The following is a 21679-nucleotide window of genomic DNA, read 5'->3' as shown; positions in this document are numbered from 1 at the left end:
CTATTTTAGTCACCAAACCGTTGAAAACAACGTCGATCAATTTCTTGCTCTAATTTAATACGCATATCTCCATAAGTTAAACGTTCAAAATCACGCGATATCTTCCAATCACAACCATGTATTTGACATTTTATAAGCAGGTACGGATTTAAATTATAGAGATCATTTGCATGCTGAACCAGCATTCCCGAACAAACTGGACATCTCATTGTGAGAGAGTCTAACGAATAATTCTGACTCCCTAATCTTCTTACCCAGCGCCAAGAAACTAAAATCCCAAAAATGGTATCGGTTTTGTAGTCCAAAAAACTCTTTAAATGATTATTCGCTTCTGATGTGACTTTCCGCCGCAATACGAATCCAACAGTTGGCAATAAAACTAATAGGGAAATAGAAATGAGAAGTAAAGCCCAAACAGGCAATGTTACAGGGTAAACAAAAATATCTACCAGCCAATGGAAGAACTTTTTAATGTAGTTCCATAGCCAAACAATAACGGCAATCCCACTACCGCCAGTGACAAGTGTAACGATAACACCCGATATGCTGTCTTTGCTAAGGTCTTTCCACCATGCCATAAAAATTCTTCTTATTTAACCTGTTCTTTATGTTCAATTTTACAGCGAACCAGATTTAAGACAATAGCTACCATAAAGCCCCGTTAGTGGTACAAGCAACAAGCGGAGCGTAGCGACTTCATCAGATTGTCAGATGGATCACACCTTATCAGGGTGCTCGTGTACCGTAAGGAGCGTGAGCGAAGCGCTGGCAGAGCCTGCATATCGTGTGCAGGTACGTTTACCACTATTCACCTGTTTACGCAGGCACAAGGCCGCACATCGGGCTTAAAATGCGTATGATCAGTCTGTCGATGACATAACGATGCCTGGGTGGGCTTTTTCTTCACGTTTTACTGTCGCGGTGTGAGGATGCAACTGCCGCCAATGCTGAGTTATACTGTCATCTCACCATGTAACTTAGCGTGACAGTTACCAAGGGCGGATCACAATGGTAGACCCCACAGGCGGCTAAAAAATAGATAACGATTTTAGTTGCTGATAGAGGAGGCTTTTAAGGCTTCTCCACAAGGGAGAGATCTGGAGCGGGCGAAGGGAATCGAACCCTCGTATAGAGCTTGGGAAGCTCTCGTTCTACCATTGAACTACGCCCGCAAGGAGGTGCGAGGGTCATTATAGACCTTACGCACCCGCTGACAAGCCCAAACCGGGCTAACTGCCGATAAAATAACCTTTTAGCACTTAGGCTTACTGCCCTGTGGCGGCAAATAGCGCAGCGGGTCGATCGCCGTCGCCCGGTAGCGGATCTGGAAGTGCAGGCGCACGGAATCCGCGTCCGAGCTGCCCATGGTGGCAATCTGCTGGCCAATCTTCACGCTCTGGCCGTTATTCACCATCAGCTTGTCGTTGTGCGCGTAGGCGCTGATATAGTCCTCATTATGCTTAATCATAATCAGGTTGCCGTAGCCGCGCAGCTGGTTGCCCACGTACACCACTTTGCCCGCCCCTGCCGCATACACCGGCTGGCCGCGCTTACCGGCGATATCGATACCTTTATTGCCGCCATCGCTGGTGGAATATGGCAGCACTACTTTACCGCTGGTTGGCCAGCGCCAGCAGCGTTGCCCGACCGGTGGCCAGGAGGATTGCGGCACCGCCGAAGATGGCGTCACGGCGGCGGTACGTTTCGCTGACGATTTCTTGCCGGATGCCCCCGCCTTCGCCGTGGTCCCGGAACCGCTGTTTAGCTTCAGCTTTTGCCCGACTTCGATGGTATAGGGAGGTGAAATATTATTGAGACGGGCGAGATCCCTGACGCTGGTGCCAGTGGAACGTGAGATAGCGTACAGCGTGTCGCCGCGCTTCACGGTGTAGGTGGAACCGGAATCGGATGAGCTGGAACACCCCGCGACGATCAGGCTGCTCAGCAACATTATTGCAATAACAAAGCGTTTTCTCATCAGGCGTCCTGCGCTTAACACTAACATTCACCTCAAAACCAGGGCGATTATCATACCAGTCCCCAGGGCATTCCCCAATCGCTACCCGTCATACAGAAGTATTAAACGGATAGCCATGCGCAATAATATCCATCAGCGCGGGCAGATAAGGCATAGACGGTAATTTGACCAGCGCCGGGTAGAATATTTGCGGCGAGGGGAAAACATCGACTACGTAACACTGGCTAAGTTTATCGGCTTCCACTTCAGAAGAAGGTAGCAGCGTCGCCGCCTGAAGTCCTGACTCCAGCCAGTCGAGGATAACGCCCGGCTGCGTAATATGCATAATTACCTTCGCGTTGATTCCGGACTTACGAAATAGCTCCATAAGCATCTCATAAGTCCCTGAATCCTTTGCTCTATGGAGCAGCACCAGCGGCAGTGCCGCCAGCGACGTGTAGCTATAAGGATTAGACGGCGGCCCCGGCAGGCACGTTTTATTGATCACCGCAACCAGCTTAATCGGGTCAAAAGAGACATAATCAAAGCCTTCGCTGCGATAGGGGCGCTGGATTAAGGCGAAATCAATTACGCCCTCAGTTAATAACGTCTCGAGATGGCTGGAGTCGGTAACGGAAATATTTATGGAAGTATCCGGATGACGTCGATATACCTCCATCAGCAACGCTTTAAAATAATTCTGATAGAGGTGAGTTAAGCCGATTCGCAATTCAGTTCTGTTTTTATGCGCAATATCCGCCGTTTCCCGCGCCGTATCTTCTACCTGGCGTAATATTTCACAAGCTTTCCGATAGAGGAAAAAACCGGCTTCCGTAGGCTCAATGCGGTTTCCCCGGCGAACAAACAGCGATACCTGAAGCTCCTCTTCCAGCTCCTGAATCCGCTTGCTGAGCGGCGGCTGAGCCATGTTCAGCGACTTCGCCGCCTGGCTAACCGAACCTTTTTCCACCACCCGACAAAAATAGCGTAAGCGCTTTAAATCCATCACCATCATCCGTAGTTTAATTTATCACCAGTATCACACTTAGCCGGAGAAATAAAAAGCCGCAGCGCTGCGCCTCATACTAATTAATCATTATTTAACACCTTGTTAAAATAAACTTTTTTGATCTACTGACCATCCGGTAAACGGTATTTGTTTATGCGCACCAGGGAAAATATTGTGCAGGGAGCAAAACTTTTTTTCCGAAGGAAACATCCCATGGCAAATAGTGATAACAAAACCCCCTCATCGGTACATGATTTACGCTCCGCGCTGGAACTGCTGAAAACGCTTCCCGGCGAGTATGTTGAAACCGATACCGAAGTCGACCCGCATGCTGAACTCTCCGGCGTCTATCGTTACGTAGGCGCCGGCGGGACCTGCCAGCGTCCGACCCGCAAAAATGGCCCGGTCATGGTCTTCAACAAAATCAAAGGCTTTAAAGATATCAGCGTGGCGATTGGCCTGAATGGCTCACGCCAGCGCGTCAGCCATTTCCTCCAGTGTGAATCGGCAAAACTGGGGCATCTGCTGAAGGATTCGGTGGAGAATGCGATAGCGCCGGTGATGGCTCAGGACGCAGCGGTCTGCCAGCAAGTGGTCCACCTGGCGAGCGATGCCGATTTCGATCTGCGCAAGCTGCTGCCGGCGCCGACGAATACCGAAGAGGACGCGGGCCCCTATATCACTATGGGTCTGTGCTACGCCTCCGATCCAGAAACTCATGAGTCCGATATCACCATTCATCGCCTGTGCGTCCAGAGCCGCGACGAGCTCTCCATGTGGCTAACGCCCGGCCGCCATATTGATGCTTTTCGCATGAAGGCGGAAGCGGCAGGCCAGCCGTTGCCGATTTCAATCAGCATCGGCGTCGATCCGGCCATTGAAATTGCCGCCTGTTTTGAGCCGCCGACCACCCCGCTGGGCTTCAATGAGTTAAGCATCGCCGGCGCGCTGCGCGGCAAAGCGGTGGAGATGACGCAGTGTAAAACTATTAACGAGAAAGCGATCGCCCACGCTGAGATCGTGATTGAAGGCGAACTGCTGCCCAACGCGCGCGTACGAGAAGATCAGAACACCCATACCGGCCGCGCGATGCCCGAATTTCCGGGCTACACCGGCGAAGCTAAAGAGGCGATCCCGGTCATCAAAGTGAAAGCCGTCACTCACCGTATCAATCCCATCTGGCGCACCACCGTAGGACCAGGTGAAGAACACGTCAATATGGCCGGTATCCCGACCGAAGCCAGCATTCTGGATATGGTCGAACGCGCGATGCCCGGCAAGCTGCTGAACGTCTTCGCCCATTCCGCGGGAGGCGGCAAACTGCTGGCGGTGCTGCAGTTTAAAAAATCCTCCCCGGCGGACGAAGGGCGTCAGCGTCAGGCAGCCCTGCTGGCGTTCTCTGCCTTCCCGGAACTGAAGCACGTGATTCTGGTCGATGAAGACGTCGATATTTTCGATAGCGATGACGTACTTTGGGCCATGCAAACCCGCTACCAGGGCGATGTCGATACGATCGTTATTCCCGGCGTACGCTGCCATCCGCTCGATCCGTCGCAGGTACCGGAATACAGCCCGAGCATCCTGCAGCAGGGAATGTCCTGCAAAACGATATTCGACTGCACGGTGCCGTTCCATCTGAAGCACACCTTCCAGCGTTCCAGATTTAAAGAAGTGGATGTGAAGCGCTTCCTGCCGGATTTCGAATAAAGGGAGAACACCATGACGACACGCATCATCATTGGTATCAGCGGCGCATCCGGGTTTCAGTACGGCGTTAAGGCGCTGGAGCTGCTGCGCCCGCATCCCGTTGAGGTCCATCTGGTCGTCTCTAAAGGCGCGGAAAAAACCTGCGAGCTGGAGACGGATTACCGCCTGGACGACGTGATGGCGCTGGCCGACGTGGTGTATCCCATCGCGAATCTTGGGGCGGCTATCTCCAGTGGTTCGTTTAAAACGCTGGGAATGTTGATCGCGCCGTGTTCAATGCGTTCTTTAGGCGCCATCGCCCACTGCCTGACCGACAACCTGCTCACCCGCGCTGCGGACGTGGTGCTGAAAGAGCGTCGCCGCCTGGTGCTGCTGGCCCGGGAAACACCGCTGAACCTTGGCCACATCCGCAATATGGCCGCCGTAACCGAAATGGGCGGAATTATCTTTCCGCCGGTCCCGGCGCTTTACCAGCGTCCGCAAACGGCGGACGACATCGTTACCCATAGCGTTAATCGCGCGCTCGATCTGTTTGACCTGCAGGTCAACAACATCCCCCGCTGGGGTGAAGGCGAGCTACGTATTAATTAACCGGAAATGACTCAATGTTAATTGGCCCATATGTAAACGGAGCCGCCGTGATTATCGGCGGACTCATCGGCGCTGCGGCGGGCGGCAAGCTCCCCGAGCGCGTAAAAACGGCGCTGCCGATGACCTTCGGCCTGTGCTCCGTTGGTCTTGGCATCACGCTGGTGCTCAAAGTGAAATATATGCCCGCCGTCGTGCTGGCCATGGTGATTGGCGCCATCCTCGGCGAACTGCTGCATCTGGAAAAAGGCATCGGTAAAGCCGCAGGCTCCACGCGCGGCTTGATCAACAAGGTGCTGCCGCCGGTCAATGGCCTCGGCCACGAAGAGTTTACCGAGAAATTCGTCGCTATCCTGGTTCTGTTTTGCGCCAGCGGCACCGGCATTTTCGGCGCGATGACCGAAGGCATGAGCGGCGATCCGTCGATTCTGTATATCAAAACGATTCTCGATCTGTTTACCGCCGGGATCTTTGCGACGCTGCTGGGCTACGCGGTAATGACCATTGCTGTCCCGCAGGTCATTATTCAGGTGGCGCTGGCGATGCTGGCGGTGGTTATTCTGCCGTCGATCTCGCCTGACATGATGGCGGATTTCTCCTGCGCCGGCGGACTGCTGATGGTGGCGACAGGGTTGCGCATCTGTAACATTAAGCTCTTTCCGGTAGCCAACATGCTGCCAGGGCTTGTTTTGGTAATGCCTTTGTCCCATTTATGGGCTACCCTAGTGGCCTGAGTACATGACCCGGCGGGTTTGTGCCGGGTCATTTTTTATTTCAGGAGTTGTCATGGCCGGGGAACATGTCATTTTGCTGGACGAGCAAGATAAGCCTACAGGTATGCTGGAGAAGTATGCCGCCCACACCCTCGATACCCCTTTGCATCTCGCGTTTTCCTGCTGGCTGTTCAATGAACAAGGTCAGCTGCTGGTCACGCGCCGTTCGCTGGGCAAAAAAGCCTGGCCAGGCGTATGGACGAACTCAGTCTGCGGGCATCCGCAAACCGGCGAAACCTTCGAACAGGCCGTTGAGCGCCGCTGCCGCTTTGAGCTCGGCGTTGAGATTACCCGCATCGCCCCGGTCTTCCCGGGGTTCCGCTATCGGGCCGTTGCGCCGAATGGCATTGTCGAAAACGAGGTCTGCCCGGTCTATGCGGCACGAGTCGCCAGCGCGTTACGGATAAATCCTGACGAAGTGATGGATTTTCAGTGGAGCAATCTTGCGGATGTGTTAAGCGGGATTCGCGCGACGCCCTGGGCTTTTAGCCCGTGGATGGTGCTGCAGGCGGCGGACGATAATGCGCGTAACGCATTAATCAGCTTTAGCAACCAGGCGTAAAAAACCACCTGCATAGCAGGTGGCATTGATTTCGCCCCATAGGGGCGCACTAAGTCCAGACTCAGAGAGCCTTCCCTTCACACTTCTTTCAGTGGAAGCTGGCTCTCTTCAACTTCATGTTTTTCCTGATACTTCACGTACTTTCTTATCATTTCTTCGTTTATACCTACGGTGTCGACACAATAACCTCTTGCCCAAAAATGATTCCCCCACAGCTTGTTCTTACGCAAGTAGGGAAATTTACTGAACAATCGAAGGGCTGTTTTACCCTTTAAGTGGCCTATTACATGGGAAATCGAAAGCCGTGGAGGCACTTTTACCAGCAAATGGACATGGTCTATCTGGACATTCAGCTCCACTACTTCTATCCCGAGCTGCTCACTTGAGATCCTTATCTGCTTATAGACCTCTTTACCAACATTGTTCCTAAGGATGCGAAATCGGTACTTGGGTGTCCATACGATATGATATTGACAACACCAGTGCACATGAGATGCTTTCTGGAATCTACTCATGGTTAAATCCTTATCAGTTATGGGGATAACAGATTCGGATTTTCCCATGAGTAGCATTACTGGCAGAGCCAACTTATTGCTGACCACCTCCATAGGAGGTGGTGTTCATGCAGGGATAAAAAAACCCAGCTCTGCTGGGTTTTTTTATTCGCGTAATGCTTATTTTACCGGACGCATCGCCGGGAACAGGATCACGTCGCGGATGGTGTGGCTGTTGGTAAACAGCATCACCATACGGTCGATACCGATACCGAGGCCCGCAGTCGGCGGCAGGCCGTGCTCCAGCGCGGTAACGTAGTCTTCGTCATAGAACATCGCTTCGTCGTCACCGGCGGCTTTCGCGTTAACCTGATCGAGGAAACGCTGCGCCTGGTCTTCCGCATCGTTCAGCTCGCTAAAGCCGTTACCGATTTCACGCCCGCCGATGAAGAATTCAAAGCGGTCGGTGATTTCCGGGTTCTCGTCGTTACGACGCGCCAGCGGAGAGACTTCTGCCGGATATTCGGTAATGAAGGTCGGCTGAATCAGGTGCGCTTCCGCCACTTCTTCGAAGATCTCGGTCACGATGCGGCCCAGACCCCAGCTCTTCTCAACGTGGATACCGATGCTTTCCGCAATGGCTTTTGCGGAATCGAAGTTATCCAGATCGGCCATCTCGGTTTCCGGACGATACTTCTTGATCGCTTCGCGCATGGTCAGCTTTTCAAACGGCTTGCCGAAATCAAAGGTCTGATCGCCGTAAGGCACTTCAGTATGGCCCAGAACGTCCTGCGCCAGGGTGCGGAACAGGGATTCGGTCAGCTCAATCAGATCTTTGTAATCCGCATACGCCATGTAGAGTTCCATCATGGTGAACTCTGGGTTATGGCGAACGGAGATACCTTCGTTACGGAAGTTACGGTTGATTTCGAACACGCGCTCGAAGCCGCCAACCACCAGACGCTTCAGGTACAGTTCCGGCGCGATACGCAGGTACATGTCCAGATCCAGCGCGTTGTGATGGGTGATGAACGGACGCGCGGACGCGCCGCCGGGGATCACCTGCATCATCGGGGTTTCAACTTCCATAAAGCCGCGGCCGACCATGAACTGGCGGATGCCCGCCAGGATCTGCGAACGCACTTTAAAGGTGTTGCGCGATTCATCGTTGGAGATCAGGTCCAGGTAGCGCTGACGATAGCGCGCTTCCTGATCCTGCAGGCCGTGGAATTTGTCCGGCAGCGGGCGCAGGGCTTTGGTCAGCAGACGCAGCTCGGTGCAGTGAATAGAGAGCTCGCCGGTCTTGGTTTTGAACAGCTTACCGCGCGCCGCGATGATATCGCCGAGGTCCCACTTTTTGAACTGCTCGTTATAGACGCCTTCCGCCAGATCGTCGCGGGCGACGTACAGCTGAATGCGGCCGCCAACGTCCTGCAGCGTAACGAAGGAGGCTTTACCCATGATACGACGGGTCATCATGCGGCCAGCGACGGCGACTTCAACGTTCAGCGCTTCCAGCTCTTCGTTTTCTTTGCCATCGAAGTCAGCGTGCAGAAGGTCTGAGGTGTGGTCACGACGGAAATCATTCGGGAACGGGATACCCTGCTCACGCAGCGCGGCCAGCTTCTCACGACGGGCTTTCAGTTCATTATTAAGGTCAATTGCCGCGTCAGCGCCCTGTGCTTGTTGTTCAGACATGTTGGTTCCTCATAACCCTGCTTTCAAACTTGCTTCGATAAATTGATCCAGGCTGCCGTCCAGCACCGCCTGAGTGTTGCGGGTTTCCACCCCGGTGCGCAGATCTTTAATGCGGGAGTCATCCAGCACGTAAGAACGGATCTGGCTGCCCCAGCCGATGTCGGATTTGGTATCTTCCATCGCCTGCTTCTCGGCATTTTTCTTCTGCATTTCCAGCTCATAAAGCTTCGCTTTCATCTGCTTCATGGCCTGGTCTTTGTTCTTGTGCTGTGAACGGTCGTTCTGGCACTGGGTCACTAAGCCGGTCGGAATGTGGGTAATACGCACCGCGGATTCCGTACGGTTAACGTGCTGACCGCCCGCGCCGGATGCGCGATAAACGTCAATGCGCAGATCCGCCGGGTTGATGTCGATATCAATATCGTCATCCACTTCCGGATAAACGAAGGCGGAGCTGAAAGAGGTGTGGCGGCGGCCGCCGGAATCGAACGGGCTCTTACGCACCAGGCGATGAACGCCGGTTTCGGTACGCAGCCAGCCGTAGGCGTAGTCGCCGATAATCTTGATGGTCACGGACTTAATGCCCGCCACTTCGCCTTCAGACTCTTCGATGATCTCGGTCTTGAAGCCGCGCGCTTCGGCCCAGCGCAGATACATGCGCATCAGCATGCTGGCCCAGTCCTGCGCTTCCGTTCCGCCGGAACCGGCCTGGATATCGAGGTAGCAATCGGCGCTGTCGTATTCACCGGAGAACATGCGGCGGAATTCCAGCTGCGCCAGCTTCTCTTCCAGCACATCGAGCTCGGCGACGGCTTCGTTGAAGGTCTCTTCGTCTTCGGCTTCAACGGCCAGCTCCAGCAGGCCGGAAACGTCCTCCAGCCCCTGAGACATCTGATCCAGCGTATCAACGATGGCTTCCAGCGAGGAACGCTCTTTACCCAGCGCCTGCGCACGCTCTGGTTCGTTCCAGACGTCAGGCTGCTCCAGCTCGGCGTTTACTTCTTCGAGACGCTCTTTCTTAGCATCGTAGTCAAAGATACCCCCTAAGAACGTCCGAGCGCTCCGTGAGGTCCTGAATACGGTTTTTTACCGGATTTATTTCAAACATGGTCGGTTTCTTTTAATGGATTCGTCAAAATGCGGTGATAAGAGCGGAATTCTACCGGATTCGCGCCCTCATTAATATACTGTTCTCAATTTGGCCAGAGGTGGTCAATGATCAGCTGCAGGCTGCGGTTGCCGCGGAACTCATTGATATCAAGCTTATAGGCAAGCTGAACTTCGCGAACGCCGTTATCCGGCCAAAGGGAAGTATCAACATTGAACGCGATACCGTCCAGCAGCGGGCCGCCGCCGACCGGCTCAACCATCACCTTCAGATGACGCTCGCCGACCAGGCGCTGCTGTAGCAGACGGAAACGGCCGTCAAACAGCGGCTCCGGGAACATCTGCCCCCACGGTCCGGCGTCGCGCAGCATCTGCGCGACCTCCATGCTCATCTCTGCCGCCGCCAGCGGACCGTCGGAGACCACTTCCCCCTGCAGCAGCGCAGGATCGAGCCACTCGGTCACCAGCTCGCCGAAGCGCTGCTGGAACTCTTCAAAGCGCGCCTCTTCCAGCGATAGCCCCGCCGCCATGGCATGGCCGCCAAACTTCAGAATCAGCCCGGGATAGAGCGTATCCAGACGCTCCAGCGCATCGCGCATATGCAGCCCCTGAATCGACCGACCGGAGCCTTTGAGCGTACCGTCGCCGGTGGGCGCAAAGGCGATAACCGGACGATGGAAACGCTCTTTGATACGCGAGGCCAGAATGCCGACGACGCCCTGGTGCCACTGCGGATGGTACATCGCCAGGCCGCCGGGCAGCGTCTCACCGCTGCGCTCCAGCTTCTCACACAGGGTCAGGGCTTCCGCCTGCATCCCCTGCTCTATCTCTTTGCGCGTCTGGTTCAACGCGTCCAGCTCATTGGCCAGCACCCGCGCTTCGCCGGTGTTGTCGCACAGCAGAAGCGCCACGCCGACGGACATATCGTCCAGCCGGCCCGCGGCGTTCAGGCGCGGACCGAGCGCGAAGCCGAGATCGCTTGCCGCCAGCTTTTGCGGGTCGCGGTTGGCGATCTCCAGCAGCGCCTTAATGCCCGGACGGCATTTCCCCGCCCGGATGCGGCTCAGCCCCTGCCAGGTCAGAATACGGTTGTTGGCATCCAGCGGTACGACGTCCGCCACGGTGCCGAGCGCCACCAGATCGAGGAGATCAGCCAGATTAGGCGGCGCAATGCCGCGCTCCTCAAACCAGCCTTTATCGCGCAGAAAAGTGCGCAGCGCCAGCATCAGATAAAAAGCCACGCCCACCCCGGCCAGCGATTTCGACGGAAACTCACAGTCGCGCAGGTTCGGGTTAATAATCGCTTCCGCCGCGGGCAGCGAATCCCCCGGCAGGTGGTGATCGGTCACCAGCACCGGAATACCCAGCGCATGGGCGCGCTCGACGCCAGCGTGCGAAGAAATACCGTTATCCACGGTCATAATCATCTGCGCGCCGCGGGCGTGAGCCTGATCGACCACTTCCGGGCTCAGGCCGTAGCCATCTTCAAAACGGTTTGGCACCAGGTACGAGACGTTGCCGTAGCCCAGCGCCCGCAGGGCCAGAACGCTCAGCGCGGTGCTGGTGGCGCCGTCGGCGTCAAAATCGCCGACCACCACAATATGCAGCCCCTGCTTAAATGCGCCGTAGAGCATCTCTACCGCTTTTTCGACGCCGGTCAGCTGCGACCACGGCAGCATGCCTTTCACGCCGCGCTCCAGCTCCTGCGCGCTACGCACGCCGCGGCTGGCGTACAGCCGCTGCAGCAGCGGAGGGAGATCGGCAGGTAAATCGACGCCGTCAGCCGCCTCGCGGCGGCGTAGTTGTATCTGTTGTTTCACGCGAATCAGTTACCGCTTGTCTGTTTTTGATGCTCATCAAGGAGCGCTTTCAGGTCTTTAGGATCGCGATAGCCGGGCATCAGCGTGCCGTCGCTCAGCACCATCGCCGGCGTGCCGTTAACGCCAAGCTGCACGCCCAGCATGTAGTGTTTAGCGATATCAACATCGCAGTTGGCCGGCTGCACGCCCTTACCGCTCATCGCGTCATCCAGCGCTTTGTTACGATCTTTAGCGCACCAGATAGCCTTCATATTCTGCTCGGCTTCGCTTTGCAGCCCCTGGCGCGGGAAGGCCAGATAGCGCACGGTAATACCCAGCGCGTTATAGTCGCTCATCTGCTCATGCAATTTATGGCAATAACCACAGGTAATATCGGTGAAGACGGTGATGACATGTTTTTCCTGCGGCGCTTTATAGACGATCATCTCTTTTTCCAGCGCGTTCAGCTTACCGGCCAGTAGCGTATTGGTGACGTTTACCGGCTGCGCGCCGCTGACGTCGTACATCGGCCCCTGGATAATGTGCTTACCGTCATCGGTAACGTATATCACGCCGCTGTCCGTCAATACGGTGCTGATGCCTTTGATCGGCGAAGGTTGCACGTCCGAACTCTGCACGCCCAGCTTCGCCAGCAGTTGCTTGATCGCCGCGCTATCGGCATGCGCCGCACCGGATAAGGTGGTCGCCAGCAGAGTGAACATCAGTAAACCTTTTTTCATACTCAGTCCTTTTTTTCAGCACTCACGCACGCGGGTGATGCTGTTGATGGAGTTGTCGCAGACGCTCGGTCGCCACGTGGGTGTAGATCTGCGTCGTGGAGAGATCGCTGTGTCCTAACAGCATCTGCACCACGCGTAAGTCGGCGCCATGGTTAAGTAAATGCGTCGCGAACGCATGGCGTAACACGTGCGGGGAGAGCTTTTCGCTGTCAATCCCCGCCAGTACGGCATAGTGCTTAATTCGATGCCAGAACGTCTGGCGCGTCATCTGCTGCGCGCGCTGGCTGGGAAAAAGCACATCGGACGCCACGCCGTTCAGCAGCCAGGGGCGCCCGTATTCAAGGTAATTCTCAACCCACAGCACCGCCTCTTCACCCAGCGGTACCAGACGTTCTTTATTTCCTTTACCAATCACGCGCAGCACGCCCTGTCGCAGGCTAATGTCGCTCATGGTCAGGCCCACCAGCTCGGAAACGCGCAGACCGGTGGCGTACAGCACTTCCAGCATCGCTTTATCGCGCAGCTCCAGCGGTTGTTCAACCAGCGGCGCCTGGAGCAGGCGTTCCACCTGCGCCTCGCTCAGATCCTTCGGCAGCCTCTGCGGCAGCTTTGGCGAGGCCAACAGCGCGCTGGGATCGTCCGGGCGAATTTTCTCCCGGTAAAGATGCTGGAAGAAACGGCGCACGGCGCTTAGCAGGCGCGCGGTGCTGGTGGCTTTATAGCCGCCGGTTTGCCGCTCCGCCAGCAGCGACTGGAGATCTTCGCCGCTGACGCTGGCAAGCGACAGGCCACGATGATGCAGCCATTCGACCACCATCGTCAGGTCCCGGCGGTAGGCGCTTAGCGTGTTCTCCGCCAGATTCCGCTCCAGCCATAAGGCATCAAGAAACTGCTCGATTTGTGCGAGATCCTGTTCCACTCTGGCCTCTTTGCTTATTAAAACGGCGCCATTATACCCTAAATAATTCGAGTTGCAGGCGGGCGCGGCCTTTCTGGTACACTAAGCGCAAAGTCACAACAAGAATTGAGACGTTTCCGCGATGAACATAGGTCTTTTTTACGGTTCCAGCACCTGCTACACCGAAATGGCGGCGGAAAAAATCCGCGATATTATCGGCCCTGAACTGGTCACGCTGCACAACCTGAAAGATGATTCCCCTGCCCTGATGACGCAATACGATGTGCTGATCCTCGGCATTCCAACCTGGGATTTCGGCGAGATCCAGGAGGACTGGGAGGCGGTCTGGCAGCAGCTCGATACGCTGGATCTGCAGGGTAAAATCGTCGCGCTATACGGCATGGGCGACCAGCTAGGCTACGGCGAATGGTTCCTTGATGCGCTCGGCATGCTGCACGATAAGCTGGCGACCAAAGGGGTTAAGTTTATCGGCTACTGGCCTACTGAAGGCTATGAATTCACCAGCCCGAAACCGGTCATTGCCGATGGGCAGCTGTTCGTTGGCCTGGCGCTTGATGAAACGAACCAGTACGACCTGAGCGATGAGCGCATTCAGAACTGGTGCGAGCAAATCCTCGGTGAAATGGCTGAGCAGTTCTCCTGAGTCCCTGCCTACTCTTGCGTCGGTTTTAGCAACACCAGCCGACGCAGGTCTCGCCATTCTCCCGCGTCCATGCTATCCGCCGCGACCCACAAATGCTGGGTTCGTTGGTTTTCCGTATTCCGCAGGCGCAGCAGCATTCCGCTGTTAATCACCCACGGGGTGCCGATGATATCCCACTCCGCCTTTTGCCAGCGCAGACGGGAGTCGATCAGCAGCTTGATTTCTCCCTGACGGGCATGGATCCGCCGCTGGCTGCGCACGCAGTCGAACACCACCAGCGACAGCAGTATCAGCCACAGCGGGGTATAGCTCAGCGGCCAGGGCATCAGCAGCACCAGCGCCGCCACCACGCCGTGCATCAGCAGCGAAAACCACTGCGCTCGCCACGAGATGCGTAAATCAGATTGCCACAGGACCACGTTCCCGATTCCGTGTCTGAATTAATTTTACCATCCGCTGCAGTTCTGCATCAGCCGGCTCGCCATGATTCATCAACCAGTTGAACAGATCCGGATCGTCGTTTTCCAGCAGGCGGATGAATAACGCTTTGTCGCCATCGCTGAGCGTGTCGTACTCATGCTCGAAAAACGGCATGATGGAGATATCGAGTTCACGCATACCTCGACGGCATGCCCAGTGGATGCGGGCTTTATTGTTAATGTCCATGTTTTACTTCCTGCTTATAAATATCTCTTAGTTTAACCCGTTTTCGGCGCTGACTTCACTGGAATATCAAGTTTCGCGAGCGCTATTCCATGAAAACCCTAAAATAATCAGGCCATTTATTATTTCGCTGGTTTCAGCGCCCCGTTTTTGAGGGCACGAATGGCCTGTCAAAAGCGCTTGCATTGCACCATAGCTCTTTTACCATTAGTCACACACTCTGCGTTAAGCTATTCAGGATATGACTATGGCTTTTACACCTTTTCCTCCGCGTCAGCCTTCCTCTTCCGCTCGTCTGCCGTTAACGCTGATGACGCTGGACGACTGGGCGCTGGCGACGATTACCGGTCCGGATGGCGAAAAATATCTGCAGGGGCAGATTACCGCCGACGTCAGCCACCTGACCGACGAGCAGCATCTGCTTGCCGCGCATTGTGACGCCAAGGGCAAGATGTGGAGCAATCTGCGCGTTTTCCGCCGCAACGAGGGTTTTGCGTGGATTGAGCGCCGCAGCCTGCGCGATGCGCAGCTGACCGAACTGAAAAAATACGCGGTGTTCTCTAAAGTGACCATCGCCGCCGATGATGAATCCGTACTGCTGGGCGTTGCCGGGTTCCAGGCGCGCGCTGCGCTGTCGCCGCTGTTTAGTGAGCTGCCGAACGCCGAGAAACAGGTTGTCAGCGAAGGAGCCACCAGCGTGCTGTGGTTTGCGCATCCGGCCGAGCGTTTCCTGCTGGTGACCGATGTGGCAACCGCCACCCGCATCACCGATGCGCTACGCGGTGAAGCGCAGCTCAACAACAGCCAGCAGTGGCTGGCGCTGAATATTGAAGCCGGGCTGCCGGTTATCGACAGCGCCAACAGCGCGCAGTTTATTCCGCAGGCCACCAACCTACAGGCGCTGGGCGGCATCAGCTTTAAAAAAGGCTGCTATACCGGCCAGGAGATGGTTGCCCGCGCTAAATTCCGCGGCGCCAACAAGCGCGCCCTGTGGTATCTGGCGGGAACAGCCAGCCGCGTACCTGAAGCCGGGGAAGACCTGGAGCTGAAGATGGGTGAAAACTGGCGCCGAACCGGCACCGTTTTAGCGGCCGTGCAGCTGGACGACGGTCGCCTGCTGGTACAGGTGGTGATGAATAACGATATGGAGCCGGACAGCGTGTTTCGCGTACGCGATGATGCCGGTAGCCTGAGCATCGAGCCGCTGCCGTATTCGCTGGAAGAGAGTTAAAACGATATTCCCTGCCGCCTTCTCCCCGGAGGCGGCGCTCACGCGCCTGTCTGGGCTACCCCACCCGCAAACCACGAAACACCCGCGGCCGCGCGCTTTGCGCAAATGCGCCATCTCTGGCCCAGGCCACTTTCTTGCGTAGAAGAATAGTGTATGTTCTGAACAATCATTTATTTCTTAAGCGGTAAAAGAGATGAGACGGATTGAGGTCATACTGGGGGAACTGGAGCGATTAACTCGCGGGCTGAATCTTGCGGATCTGGAACAGGAAACGGCATTTACGGCGGAAGCCATCGGCTTTAACCTCGGGCTTGCGCGCAACTCGGTCAGCAAAGACCTCAATCAGTTATGGAACGACGGCCTGGCGATTAAGAGCAGAGGACGCCCCGTGTTCTTTTGGCACCGTCAGGCAATGGAAACGCTGCTGGGGCGCAGACTGAATGATACCGAATGTGAAGTACGCACGGTTGCCGACCTTCTGCCGCATCAGGAAGGTTGCTCAACGGATGACCCCTTCAGCGGCCTGATTGGCTACGATCGCAGCCTCCGTGATGCGGTGGAAAAAGGCCGCGCAGCGGTGCTTTATCCTCACGGGCTCCACGTATTGCTGACCGGCCCCTCCGGGGTAGGTAAAACTTTCTTTGCCGAGCTGATGCACCGTTTTGCCTGCGAGCAGGCCGCCGGTTCTCCCCCGCCGCTGGTCTACTTTAACTGCGCCGAGTATGCGCATAACCCGGGGCTGCTCTCTTCGCATTTGTTCGGCCACCGGCAGGGCGCATTTACCGGCGCCAGTGAGAATAAAGCCGGTCTGGTGGAGCAGGCGGACGGCGGATATCTGCTGCTTGATGAGGTGCACCGCCTGCCGTATGAAGGACAGGAAAAACTCTTCTCCATTCTCGACAAAGGCCAATATCGCCCGCTCGGTTCAAGCGCCACGGCGCGGTCCATCACGGTGCGCTTGATTTGCGCCACCACCGAACCGGTCAGCTCAGCCCTGCTGCGAACGTTCCAGAGGCGCATCCAGGTCTGTATCGATCTCCCCGGGATCCGTCAGCGCTCGGTGGAAGAACAGGTGGAACTTATTGTCGGTTTTCTCCAGCGCGAGAGCCGCAAAATTGAGCGTACGGTCAGTATCGACAAAACGCTGTTGCTCTGGCTGCTGAATAAACCGCTGGAAGGCAATATCGGCCAGCTCAAAAGCGATATCCAGTTTCTTTGCGCCCAGGCGTGGGCCGCGGGAATGACCGAGCATAACGACACGCTCCAGCTGGATAAACGGCTGGTAGAAGTGCCGTTCAACGCCACCCCGGAACAGCGTCTGCTGGTCGATACCTTGTTTGACGGCCAGGATCGGCTAAGCGTCGATGCGCGCACGTTACCCGCATTGAAAACCTCTCTGGCGACAGGAGCGGAGATCGAAGAAAGCGATCTGTTTTACAGCTTCCTGACCCGCGAATACGTCAACCTGCGCAACAGCAACGTCCCACCGGCTGAGACGCTGGCGATCCTCAAAAACAAACTCAGTTCTATCTTTGAATATGGTCTCTACAGCCGCGACAGCGTGGCCCATCCGCCGCGCTATGGCGATCGGATTGAAGAGCGAGTGACCCTGCTGATTGGCTGTGTGGAACAGGTGCTGGGCTTTACGCTGCCAGAAAACCTGATGAATCCGCTGCGTAAACACTTTCTGGCGCTGATTGGCTACGTGCAGCGCGGGCTGATCCCACAGCTCTACTCTTCCAGCCTGATCCTCGACCGCTGCAAAGACGAGTATGAAAACGCGACTCTGCTGTGCCGGAAAATCAACGAGCTGCTGCATATTCAGTGCCCGGCGACGGAGGTCGTCTGGCTATGTCTGTTCCTGAAAGAGTGCCGCCATTATCGCCAGCGGATCGACGCCAGCCCCGACTGCGGCGTCATTTTAATCGCCCACGGCGCGACGACGGCGACCAGTCAGGCGCAGTACGTCAACCGGGTGCTGGAGCGCGAGCTGTTCAGCGCCATCGATATGCCCTTTGAGCAGTCGGTGCATGACACGCTGGAAACGCTAACCCAGCGGATCCAGAGCCAACGCTACCGGCGGCTGATTCTGATGGTGGATATCGGCTCGCTGGTGCATTTTGGCAGCACCATCAGCAAGCTATTCCAGATTGACGTCCTGTTAATGCCCAATATTACGCTGACCAGTCTGCTGGAGCTGGGTCTGGATTTAAGCTATGAAACCAGCGAGCTACCGCAGCTGGCGGAATTACTGCAGAGTAAAAATATCCCCTGTCAGCTCTGTACTCCGCAGCAGGAAAACGGCGGTAAGGTGCTGGTGATCTCCTGCATTACCGGCATGGGAACCGCAGAGAAAATCAAAAAAGTGCTGGAGGAAAGTTTTGGCGAGCTGATGTCGCAGGATACGCGAATGGTGATCCTCGATTACAACGAGGTTCGCAGCCTGGAGCGCGTTCAGCAGTCGCTGCTGGCCGGTGAGCGACTGGCGGGGATTGTCGGCACCTTCCAGCCGGGACTGCCGGATATTCCGTTTATCTCGCTTGAAGAGCTGTTCTCCGAGCAGGGGCCGGAACTGGTGCTCAGCCTGCTCACGCCGGACCTCTCAAGCAGTGAGCGCCGTCTGGAGATGGAGCGCAGCGCGATGCGCTTCATCAGCGCGCTGACCATGGAAAGTATCATCAACCATATTTCGGTACTCAATCCCCAGCGCATTCTCAAAGAGATGGAGGGGGTGTTTAACCATTTAACCACCTCGCTTTCGCTGAAACCCAGCCGCCAGGTGACACTGCGCTTCCTGATCCACTGCTGTTGCATGGTCGAGCGTATCGTAATTAACCGGAAACCGTTACAGATGTCGCTGGAGAGCCAGCCCGCGCTGGACGTCCGCGCGTTTAGTGTCATTAAATCCGCCTTCCAGCCGATCGAAGAGGCTTATGCCATTCGTTTATCCGACGCGGAATATTTTTATATCTACGAACTGTTGTATCGCTGATCCCTTAACTGGCGTGGCTTTACGCCGCGCCTGCCCCTCTTCGCCCCCCATGTGACACAAATTCTGGCACAGCCTTTGCTCTTATTACGTATATCAACGTAATAGCGCCAGGAGGCCATTTTGATTACCACTGAACCTTTGTCCCAGATCCTGCTGCTGACCCATGGCGGCTGGGGACAACAGCTCTGCAACAGCCTGTGCATGGTGACGGGCGAAATTAAAGGCGTAACGGAAATCGCCCTGATGCCCGTCGATACCTTGGGCGAATTTTATCAGCGCGTAGAAGCCGTCGTGAAAACCCTGCCCGAAGGCTCGCTTATTCTGACCGATTTTATTGGCGGGACCACCTCTAACGTGGCCGCGCGGCTAAGCGCCGATTATCCGGTGGCGGTGATTTCCGGACTGAATGCCTCGCTGCTGCTGGAGGCCCTGGACAAGCGGGAACAGGGGCCGCTATCCGCCTGCGTAGCTGAATTAGTGGAAGCCGCGCGCAGCAGCTGTCTGGACGTTGTCGCCCACGTTCGGCAATTACAACAATCACAATAAGGAAAAAATATCATGGCTAACATCGTGTTATGTCGCATCGACAGCCGCCTCATTCATGGACAAGTGGTGACGAAGTGGGTCGGACAATCCCAGGCCAACCGGATTGCGGTAGTGAGTGATGAGCTGGACGCCGATCCGTTTATGAAAAATATCTATCTGATGGCGGCACCGCCAAACATCAAAGTGGATTGCTACAGCAATCAGAGCTTTGCCGCATCGTGGAAAGAAAACCAGCTTGGCGACGGCAGCGTGCTGGTGCTGTTCCCCTCTCTCGCGGCGATTCAGGAGGCCGTACAGCTCGGGTTTGATGTTTCCGCCATTCAGGTTGGTGGCTTAGGCGGCGGGCCGAACCGCAAGGTCGTTTTCCAGAACATCACGTTGGATGAAAAAGACGTTGGCATTCTCCACGACCTGAAAAGTCGAGGGATTAAGGCGGTCTTCCAGACTATCCCGGAAGATAAGCCGCAGTCGCTGGACGATATCCTGAAAAAATTCTAACCATTTAACATACACAAAATCATTCTGGATGCATCGAGGCGGCAACTGAGTGAATCCCCAGTCACTTACTTAAGTAAGTGACTGGGGTGAGCGAAGGCAACCAACAAAGAGGCAGCCTGAAAGATGAAGTGTACAGGAAAAAACTATGGATACTTTAGTCTTCGCAAGCCTGATGGGGTTGTATTACTGGTTTGCCCGCTTACGCCTTGGCTACACCTTCTCCGCCATGCTGTTACAACCTGTTGTAATCGCCGTTTTTGTCGGCCTGCTGTTGGGCAATATGGAAACGGCGATGATTATTGGCGCAGGTATGCAGCTGGTTTACCTCGGCGTGACCTCAACGCCCGGGGGTAACGTGCCGTCAGATCCGGCGCTGGCAGCCTGTATCTCGATTCCTATCGCCGTAAAAGCCGGGATGGACCCGAACCTGGCCATCGCGCTGGCCATCCCGTTTGGCGTGATCGGCGTCTTCCTTGACCAGCTCAGACGCACGCTGAACGCCGCATGGGTGCATATGGCGGATAAACACGCGGAAACGGCCAACATGGGCGGTATTATGCGCTGCGCGTTCCTCTACCCGGCGTTGCTCGGCCTGGTGCTGCGTTTCCCGGTGGTGTTTGCTGCCAACTATTTTGGCCAGGACGTGGTAGAGAGCTTCCTTAAGCTGATGCCGCACTGGTTGACCCACTCCTTTGAAATTATGGGCGGAATTCTGCCGGCGCTGGGCTTTGCCATCACCATCATGGTGATCGGTAAGAAGAGCCTGCTGCCGTGGTTTATCGGCGGATTCTTTGCGGTGCTGTACCTGAAGGTGGACATTATGGCGATGGCAATCTTTGGTACCTGCGTGGCCTTCCTGATTAAAGGCCTGGCGAAAAATGAAGGAGCAGCATGATGAGCAGCGATGTAATGCAGCATGAACTGGTGGAGCGCGCGCGGGAGAACGGCACGCTGACCAAAGCGGACATCACCAAAGCCTGGTTTATTTACTGGCTGGGCGCGGAAGTTTCCAGCTCCTATGAGCGTTTACAAAGCCTGATTTTCTGCGCCTCAATGACGCCGATTATCAAAAAACTCTACCCGCAAAAAGAAGAGCAGGTGGAGGCGCTAAAACGCCATCTGAACTTCTTCAACTCTGAGCAGACCTTTGGCGCGGTGATTCAGGGGATCTCGATTGCGATGGAGGAGCAGAAAACCCGCGGTGAACCGATTAGCGACGCGTCTATCACCGGGATTAAAACCGGGCTGATGGGGCCGCTGGCCGGAATGGGGGACTCCATCATCTGGGCGGCCGTCATGCCGTTGCTGATTGCGATTTTCATCCCGTTCGCCGCCAGCGGCAGCGCGATGGGCGGCATTGTGCCCTTAATTCTCTATCCGGCCATTACGCTGGCGATCAGCTACGGCATGGTGCACAAAGGCTACACGCTGGGACGCGACTCAATCATCGGTCTGCTCCAGGGAGGGCGAATTAAGGAGCTTATCTACGGCGCGAACGTGCTGGGCCTGATAATGATGGGCGCGCTCTCCGCAAGCTACGTCAAAATAACGACCCCCTTAAAGCTCAGCGCGCTGAAGGGCTCGGAGGTGGTGGTCCAGCAAATCCTCGACTCTATCGCGCCCGGCCTGTTGCCGCTGGCGGCGGTGTTTGCCATCTACTTCTATCTGGTGAAAAAAGGGCCGCGCTACACCACCATTCTGCTGTCAATTGTCGCGCTCAGCGTGGTCTGTTCGCTGCTGGGAGTGCTGTAAA

The 21679-nt window shown here is 55.8% G+C and carries 22 protein-coding genes and 1 tRNA gene; 11 read left to right on the top strand and 12 right to left on the bottom strand.

The annotated features are described in order from the left end of the window. Positions 1 to 5: 5 nt before the first annotated feature. From ABLV30_RS05585 to ABLV30_RS05570, 4 genes are all read right to left on the bottom strand, one after another. Positions 6 to 578: a hypothetical protein gene (locus tag ABLV30_RS05585; protein WP_265802136.1), complete on the bottom strand. Its 573-nt coding sequence runs from the start codon at positions 576 to 578 to the stop codon at positions 6 to 8. Positions 579 to 1098: 520 nt separating this feature from the next. Further along, a tRNA-Gly gene (locus tag ABLV30_RS05580) sits at positions 1099 to 1172 on the bottom strand. A gap of 80 nt (positions 1173 to 1252) precedes the next feature. Next, positions 1253 to 1978: an amidase activator ActS gene (actS, locus tag ABLV30_RS05575; RefSeq protein WP_004124922.1), complete on the bottom strand. Its 726-nt coding sequence runs from the start codon at positions 1976 to 1978 to the stop codon at positions 1253 to 1255. 88 nt (positions 1979 to 2066) lie between these two features. Beyond that, positions 2067 to 2963: a LysR family transcriptional regulator gene (locus tag ABLV30_RS05570; RefSeq protein WP_103813942.1), complete on the bottom strand. Its 897-nt coding sequence runs from the start codon at positions 2961 to 2963 to the stop codon at positions 2067 to 2069. 216 nt (positions 2964 to 3179) lie between these two features. Between ABLV30_RS05570 and ABLV30_RS05565 the strand changes: the two genes are divergently transcribed. Genes ABLV30_RS05565 through idi form a run of 4 tightly spaced genes read left to right on the top strand, consistent with a single transcriptional unit; the run spans position 3180 to position 6596 of the window. Next, entirely contained in the window at positions 3180 to 4673 is a 1494-nt protein-coding gene (locus tag ABLV30_RS05565) for a UbiD family decarboxylase (RefSeq protein WP_064404217.1), read from the top strand. Positions 4674 to 4685: 12 nt separating this feature from the next. After that, positions 4686 to 5264: a UbiX family flavin prenyltransferase gene (locus ABLV30_RS05560; RefSeq protein ID WP_064404219.1), complete on the top strand. Its 579-nt coding sequence runs from the start codon at positions 4686 to 4688 to the stop codon at positions 5262 to 5264. Positions 5265 to 5278: 14 nt separating this feature from the next. Beyond that, positions 5279 to 5995 carry a DUF554 domain-containing protein gene (locus ABLV30_RS05555; RefSeq protein ID WP_038423599.1) on the top strand — a complete coding sequence of 239 codons (717 nt, stop codon included), beginning with the start codon at positions 5279 to 5281 and terminating at the stop codon, positions 5993 to 5995. A gap of 52 nt (positions 5996 to 6047) precedes the next feature. Next, complete coding sequence (gene idi / locus ABLV30_RS05550) at positions 6048 to 6596, top strand: isopentenyl-diphosphate Delta-isomerase (protein WP_025105973.1); 549 nt, start codon at positions 6048 to 6050, stop codon at positions 6594 to 6596. Positions 6597 to 6673: 77 nt separating this feature from the next. Here the strand turns inward: idi and tnpA are convergent, their stop codons facing one another. The 6 genes from tnpA to xerD all read right to left on the bottom strand — a co-directional run bounded on the left by tnpA (position 6674) and on the right by xerD (position 13353). Further along, positions 6674 to 7111 (bottom strand): IS200/IS605 family transposase, encoded by a 438-nt coding sequence (gene tnpA, locus ABLV30_RS05545; protein WP_064404340.1) that lies wholly within the window; start codon positions 7109 to 7111, stop codon positions 6674 to 6676. 159 nt (positions 7112 to 7270) lie between these two features. After that, positions 7271 to 8788, bottom strand: coding sequence for a lysine--tRNA ligase (gene lysS, locus ABLV30_RS05540; protein ID WP_014226789.1), 1518 nt, complete (start codon positions 8786 to 8788; stop codon positions 7271 to 7273). A gap of 9 nt (positions 8789 to 8797) precedes the next feature. Next, positions 8798 to 9896 (bottom strand): peptide chain release factor 2 gene (prfB, locus tag ABLV30_RS05535; RefSeq protein WP_100248296.1). Its coding sequence is split into 2 segments (ribosomal slippage): positions 8798 to 9820 and positions 9822 to 9896, totalling 1098 coding nucleotides; the frame shifts between segments, so codons are not numbered across the junction. An 85-nt stretch (positions 9897 to 9981) separates the two neighbouring features. Continuing rightward, positions 9982 to 11715 (bottom strand): single-stranded-DNA-specific exonuclease RecJ, encoded by a 1734-nt coding sequence (gene recJ, locus ABLV30_RS05530; protein ID WP_265802006.1) that lies wholly within the window; start codon positions 11713 to 11715, stop codon positions 9982 to 9984. A 5-nt stretch (positions 11716 to 11720) separates the two neighbouring features. Continuing rightward, complete coding sequence (gene dsbC, locus ABLV30_RS05525; RefSeq protein WP_064381439.1) at positions 11721 to 12434, bottom strand: bifunctional protein-disulfide isomerase/oxidoreductase DsbC; 714 nt, start codon at positions 12432 to 12434, stop codon at positions 11721 to 11723. Positions 12435 to 12456: 22 nt separating this feature from the next. Then, complete coding sequence (gene xerD / locus ABLV30_RS05520) at positions 12457 to 13353, bottom strand: site-specific tyrosine recombinase XerD (RefSeq protein WP_004105555.1); 897 nt, start codon at positions 13351 to 13353, stop codon at positions 12457 to 12459. 121 nt (positions 13354 to 13474) lie between these two features. On the opposite strand from xerD, the gene fldB reads away from it, so the two are divergent. Next, on the top strand, positions 13475 to 13996 hold the full coding sequence (fldB, locus tag ABLV30_RS05515) for a flavodoxin FldB (RefSeq protein ID WP_014226792.1): 522 nt from the start codon (positions 13475 to 13477) through the stop codon (positions 13994 to 13996). A gap of 8 nt (positions 13997 to 14004) precedes the next feature. On the opposite strand, the gene ABLV30_RS05510 is transcribed toward fldB, so the two are convergent. Beyond that, complete coding sequence (locus tag ABLV30_RS05510; protein ID WP_004854060.1) at positions 14005 to 14415, bottom strand: protein YgfX; 411 nt, start codon at positions 14413 to 14415, stop codon at positions 14005 to 14007. After that, positions 14396 to 14662: an FAD assembly factor SdhE gene (gene sdhE, locus ABLV30_RS05505; protein WP_004124953.1), complete on the bottom strand. Its 267-nt coding sequence runs from the start codon at positions 14660 to 14662 to the stop codon at positions 14396 to 14398. Before sdhE ends, ABLV30_RS05510 begins: the two co-directional genes overlap by 20 nt. Before the next feature lie 244 nt (positions 14663 to 14906). Between sdhE and ygfZ the strand changes: the two genes are divergently transcribed. From ygfZ to ABLV30_RS05475, 6 genes are all read left to right on the top strand, one after another. Further along, on the top strand, positions 14907 to 15890 hold the full coding sequence (ygfZ, locus tag ABLV30_RS05500) for a tRNA-modifying protein YgfZ (RefSeq protein ID WP_014226793.1): 984 nt from the start codon (positions 14907 to 14909) through the stop codon (positions 15888 to 15890). Between the two features lie 193 nt (positions 15891 to 16083). Then, the gene (gene dagR / locus ABLV30_RS05495) at positions 16084 to 18882 is read left to right on the top strand and encodes a transcriptional regulator DagR (protein ID WP_265802010.1); all 2799 of its coding nucleotides are present in this window, start codon (positions 16084 to 16086) and stop codon (positions 18880 to 18882) included. A gap of 120 nt (positions 18883 to 19002) precedes the next feature. Beyond that, entirely contained in the window at positions 19003 to 19428 is a 426-nt protein-coding gene (locus tag ABLV30_RS05490) for a PTS sugar transporter subunit IIA (protein ID WP_004854067.1), read from the top strand. Between the two features lie 12 nt (positions 19429 to 19440). Beyond that, a complete protein-coding gene (locus tag ABLV30_RS05485; protein WP_004854068.1) occupies positions 19441 to 19926 on the top strand; it encodes a PTS system mannose/fructose/N-acetylgalactosamine-transporter subunit IIB in 486 nt (161 codons plus the stop codon). Between the two features lie 145 nt (positions 19927 to 20071). After that, entirely contained in the window at positions 20072 to 20821 is a 750-nt protein-coding gene (locus tag ABLV30_RS05480) for a PTS sugar transporter subunit IIC (RefSeq protein ID WP_004124968.1), read from the top strand. Beyond that, positions 20818 to 21678, top strand: a complete 861-nt coding sequence (locus ABLV30_RS05475; protein ID WP_014839507.1) for a PTS system mannose/fructose/sorbose family transporter subunit IID — start codon at positions 20818 to 20820, stop codon at positions 21676 to 21678. Before ABLV30_RS05480 ends, ABLV30_RS05475 begins: the two co-directional genes overlap by 4 nt. Position 21679 lies beyond the last annotated feature (1 nt).

It is taken from the genome of Klebsiella sp. CN_Kp113 (genome assembly GCF_040064585.1).
Taxonomy (GTDB): domain Bacteria; phylum Pseudomonadota; class Gammaproteobacteria; order Enterobacterales; family Enterobacteriaceae; genus Klebsiella; species Klebsiella michiganensis.
Note: the sequence above shows the minus strand (reverse complement) of the source record. Positions and strands in the feature narration are given on the sequence as shown.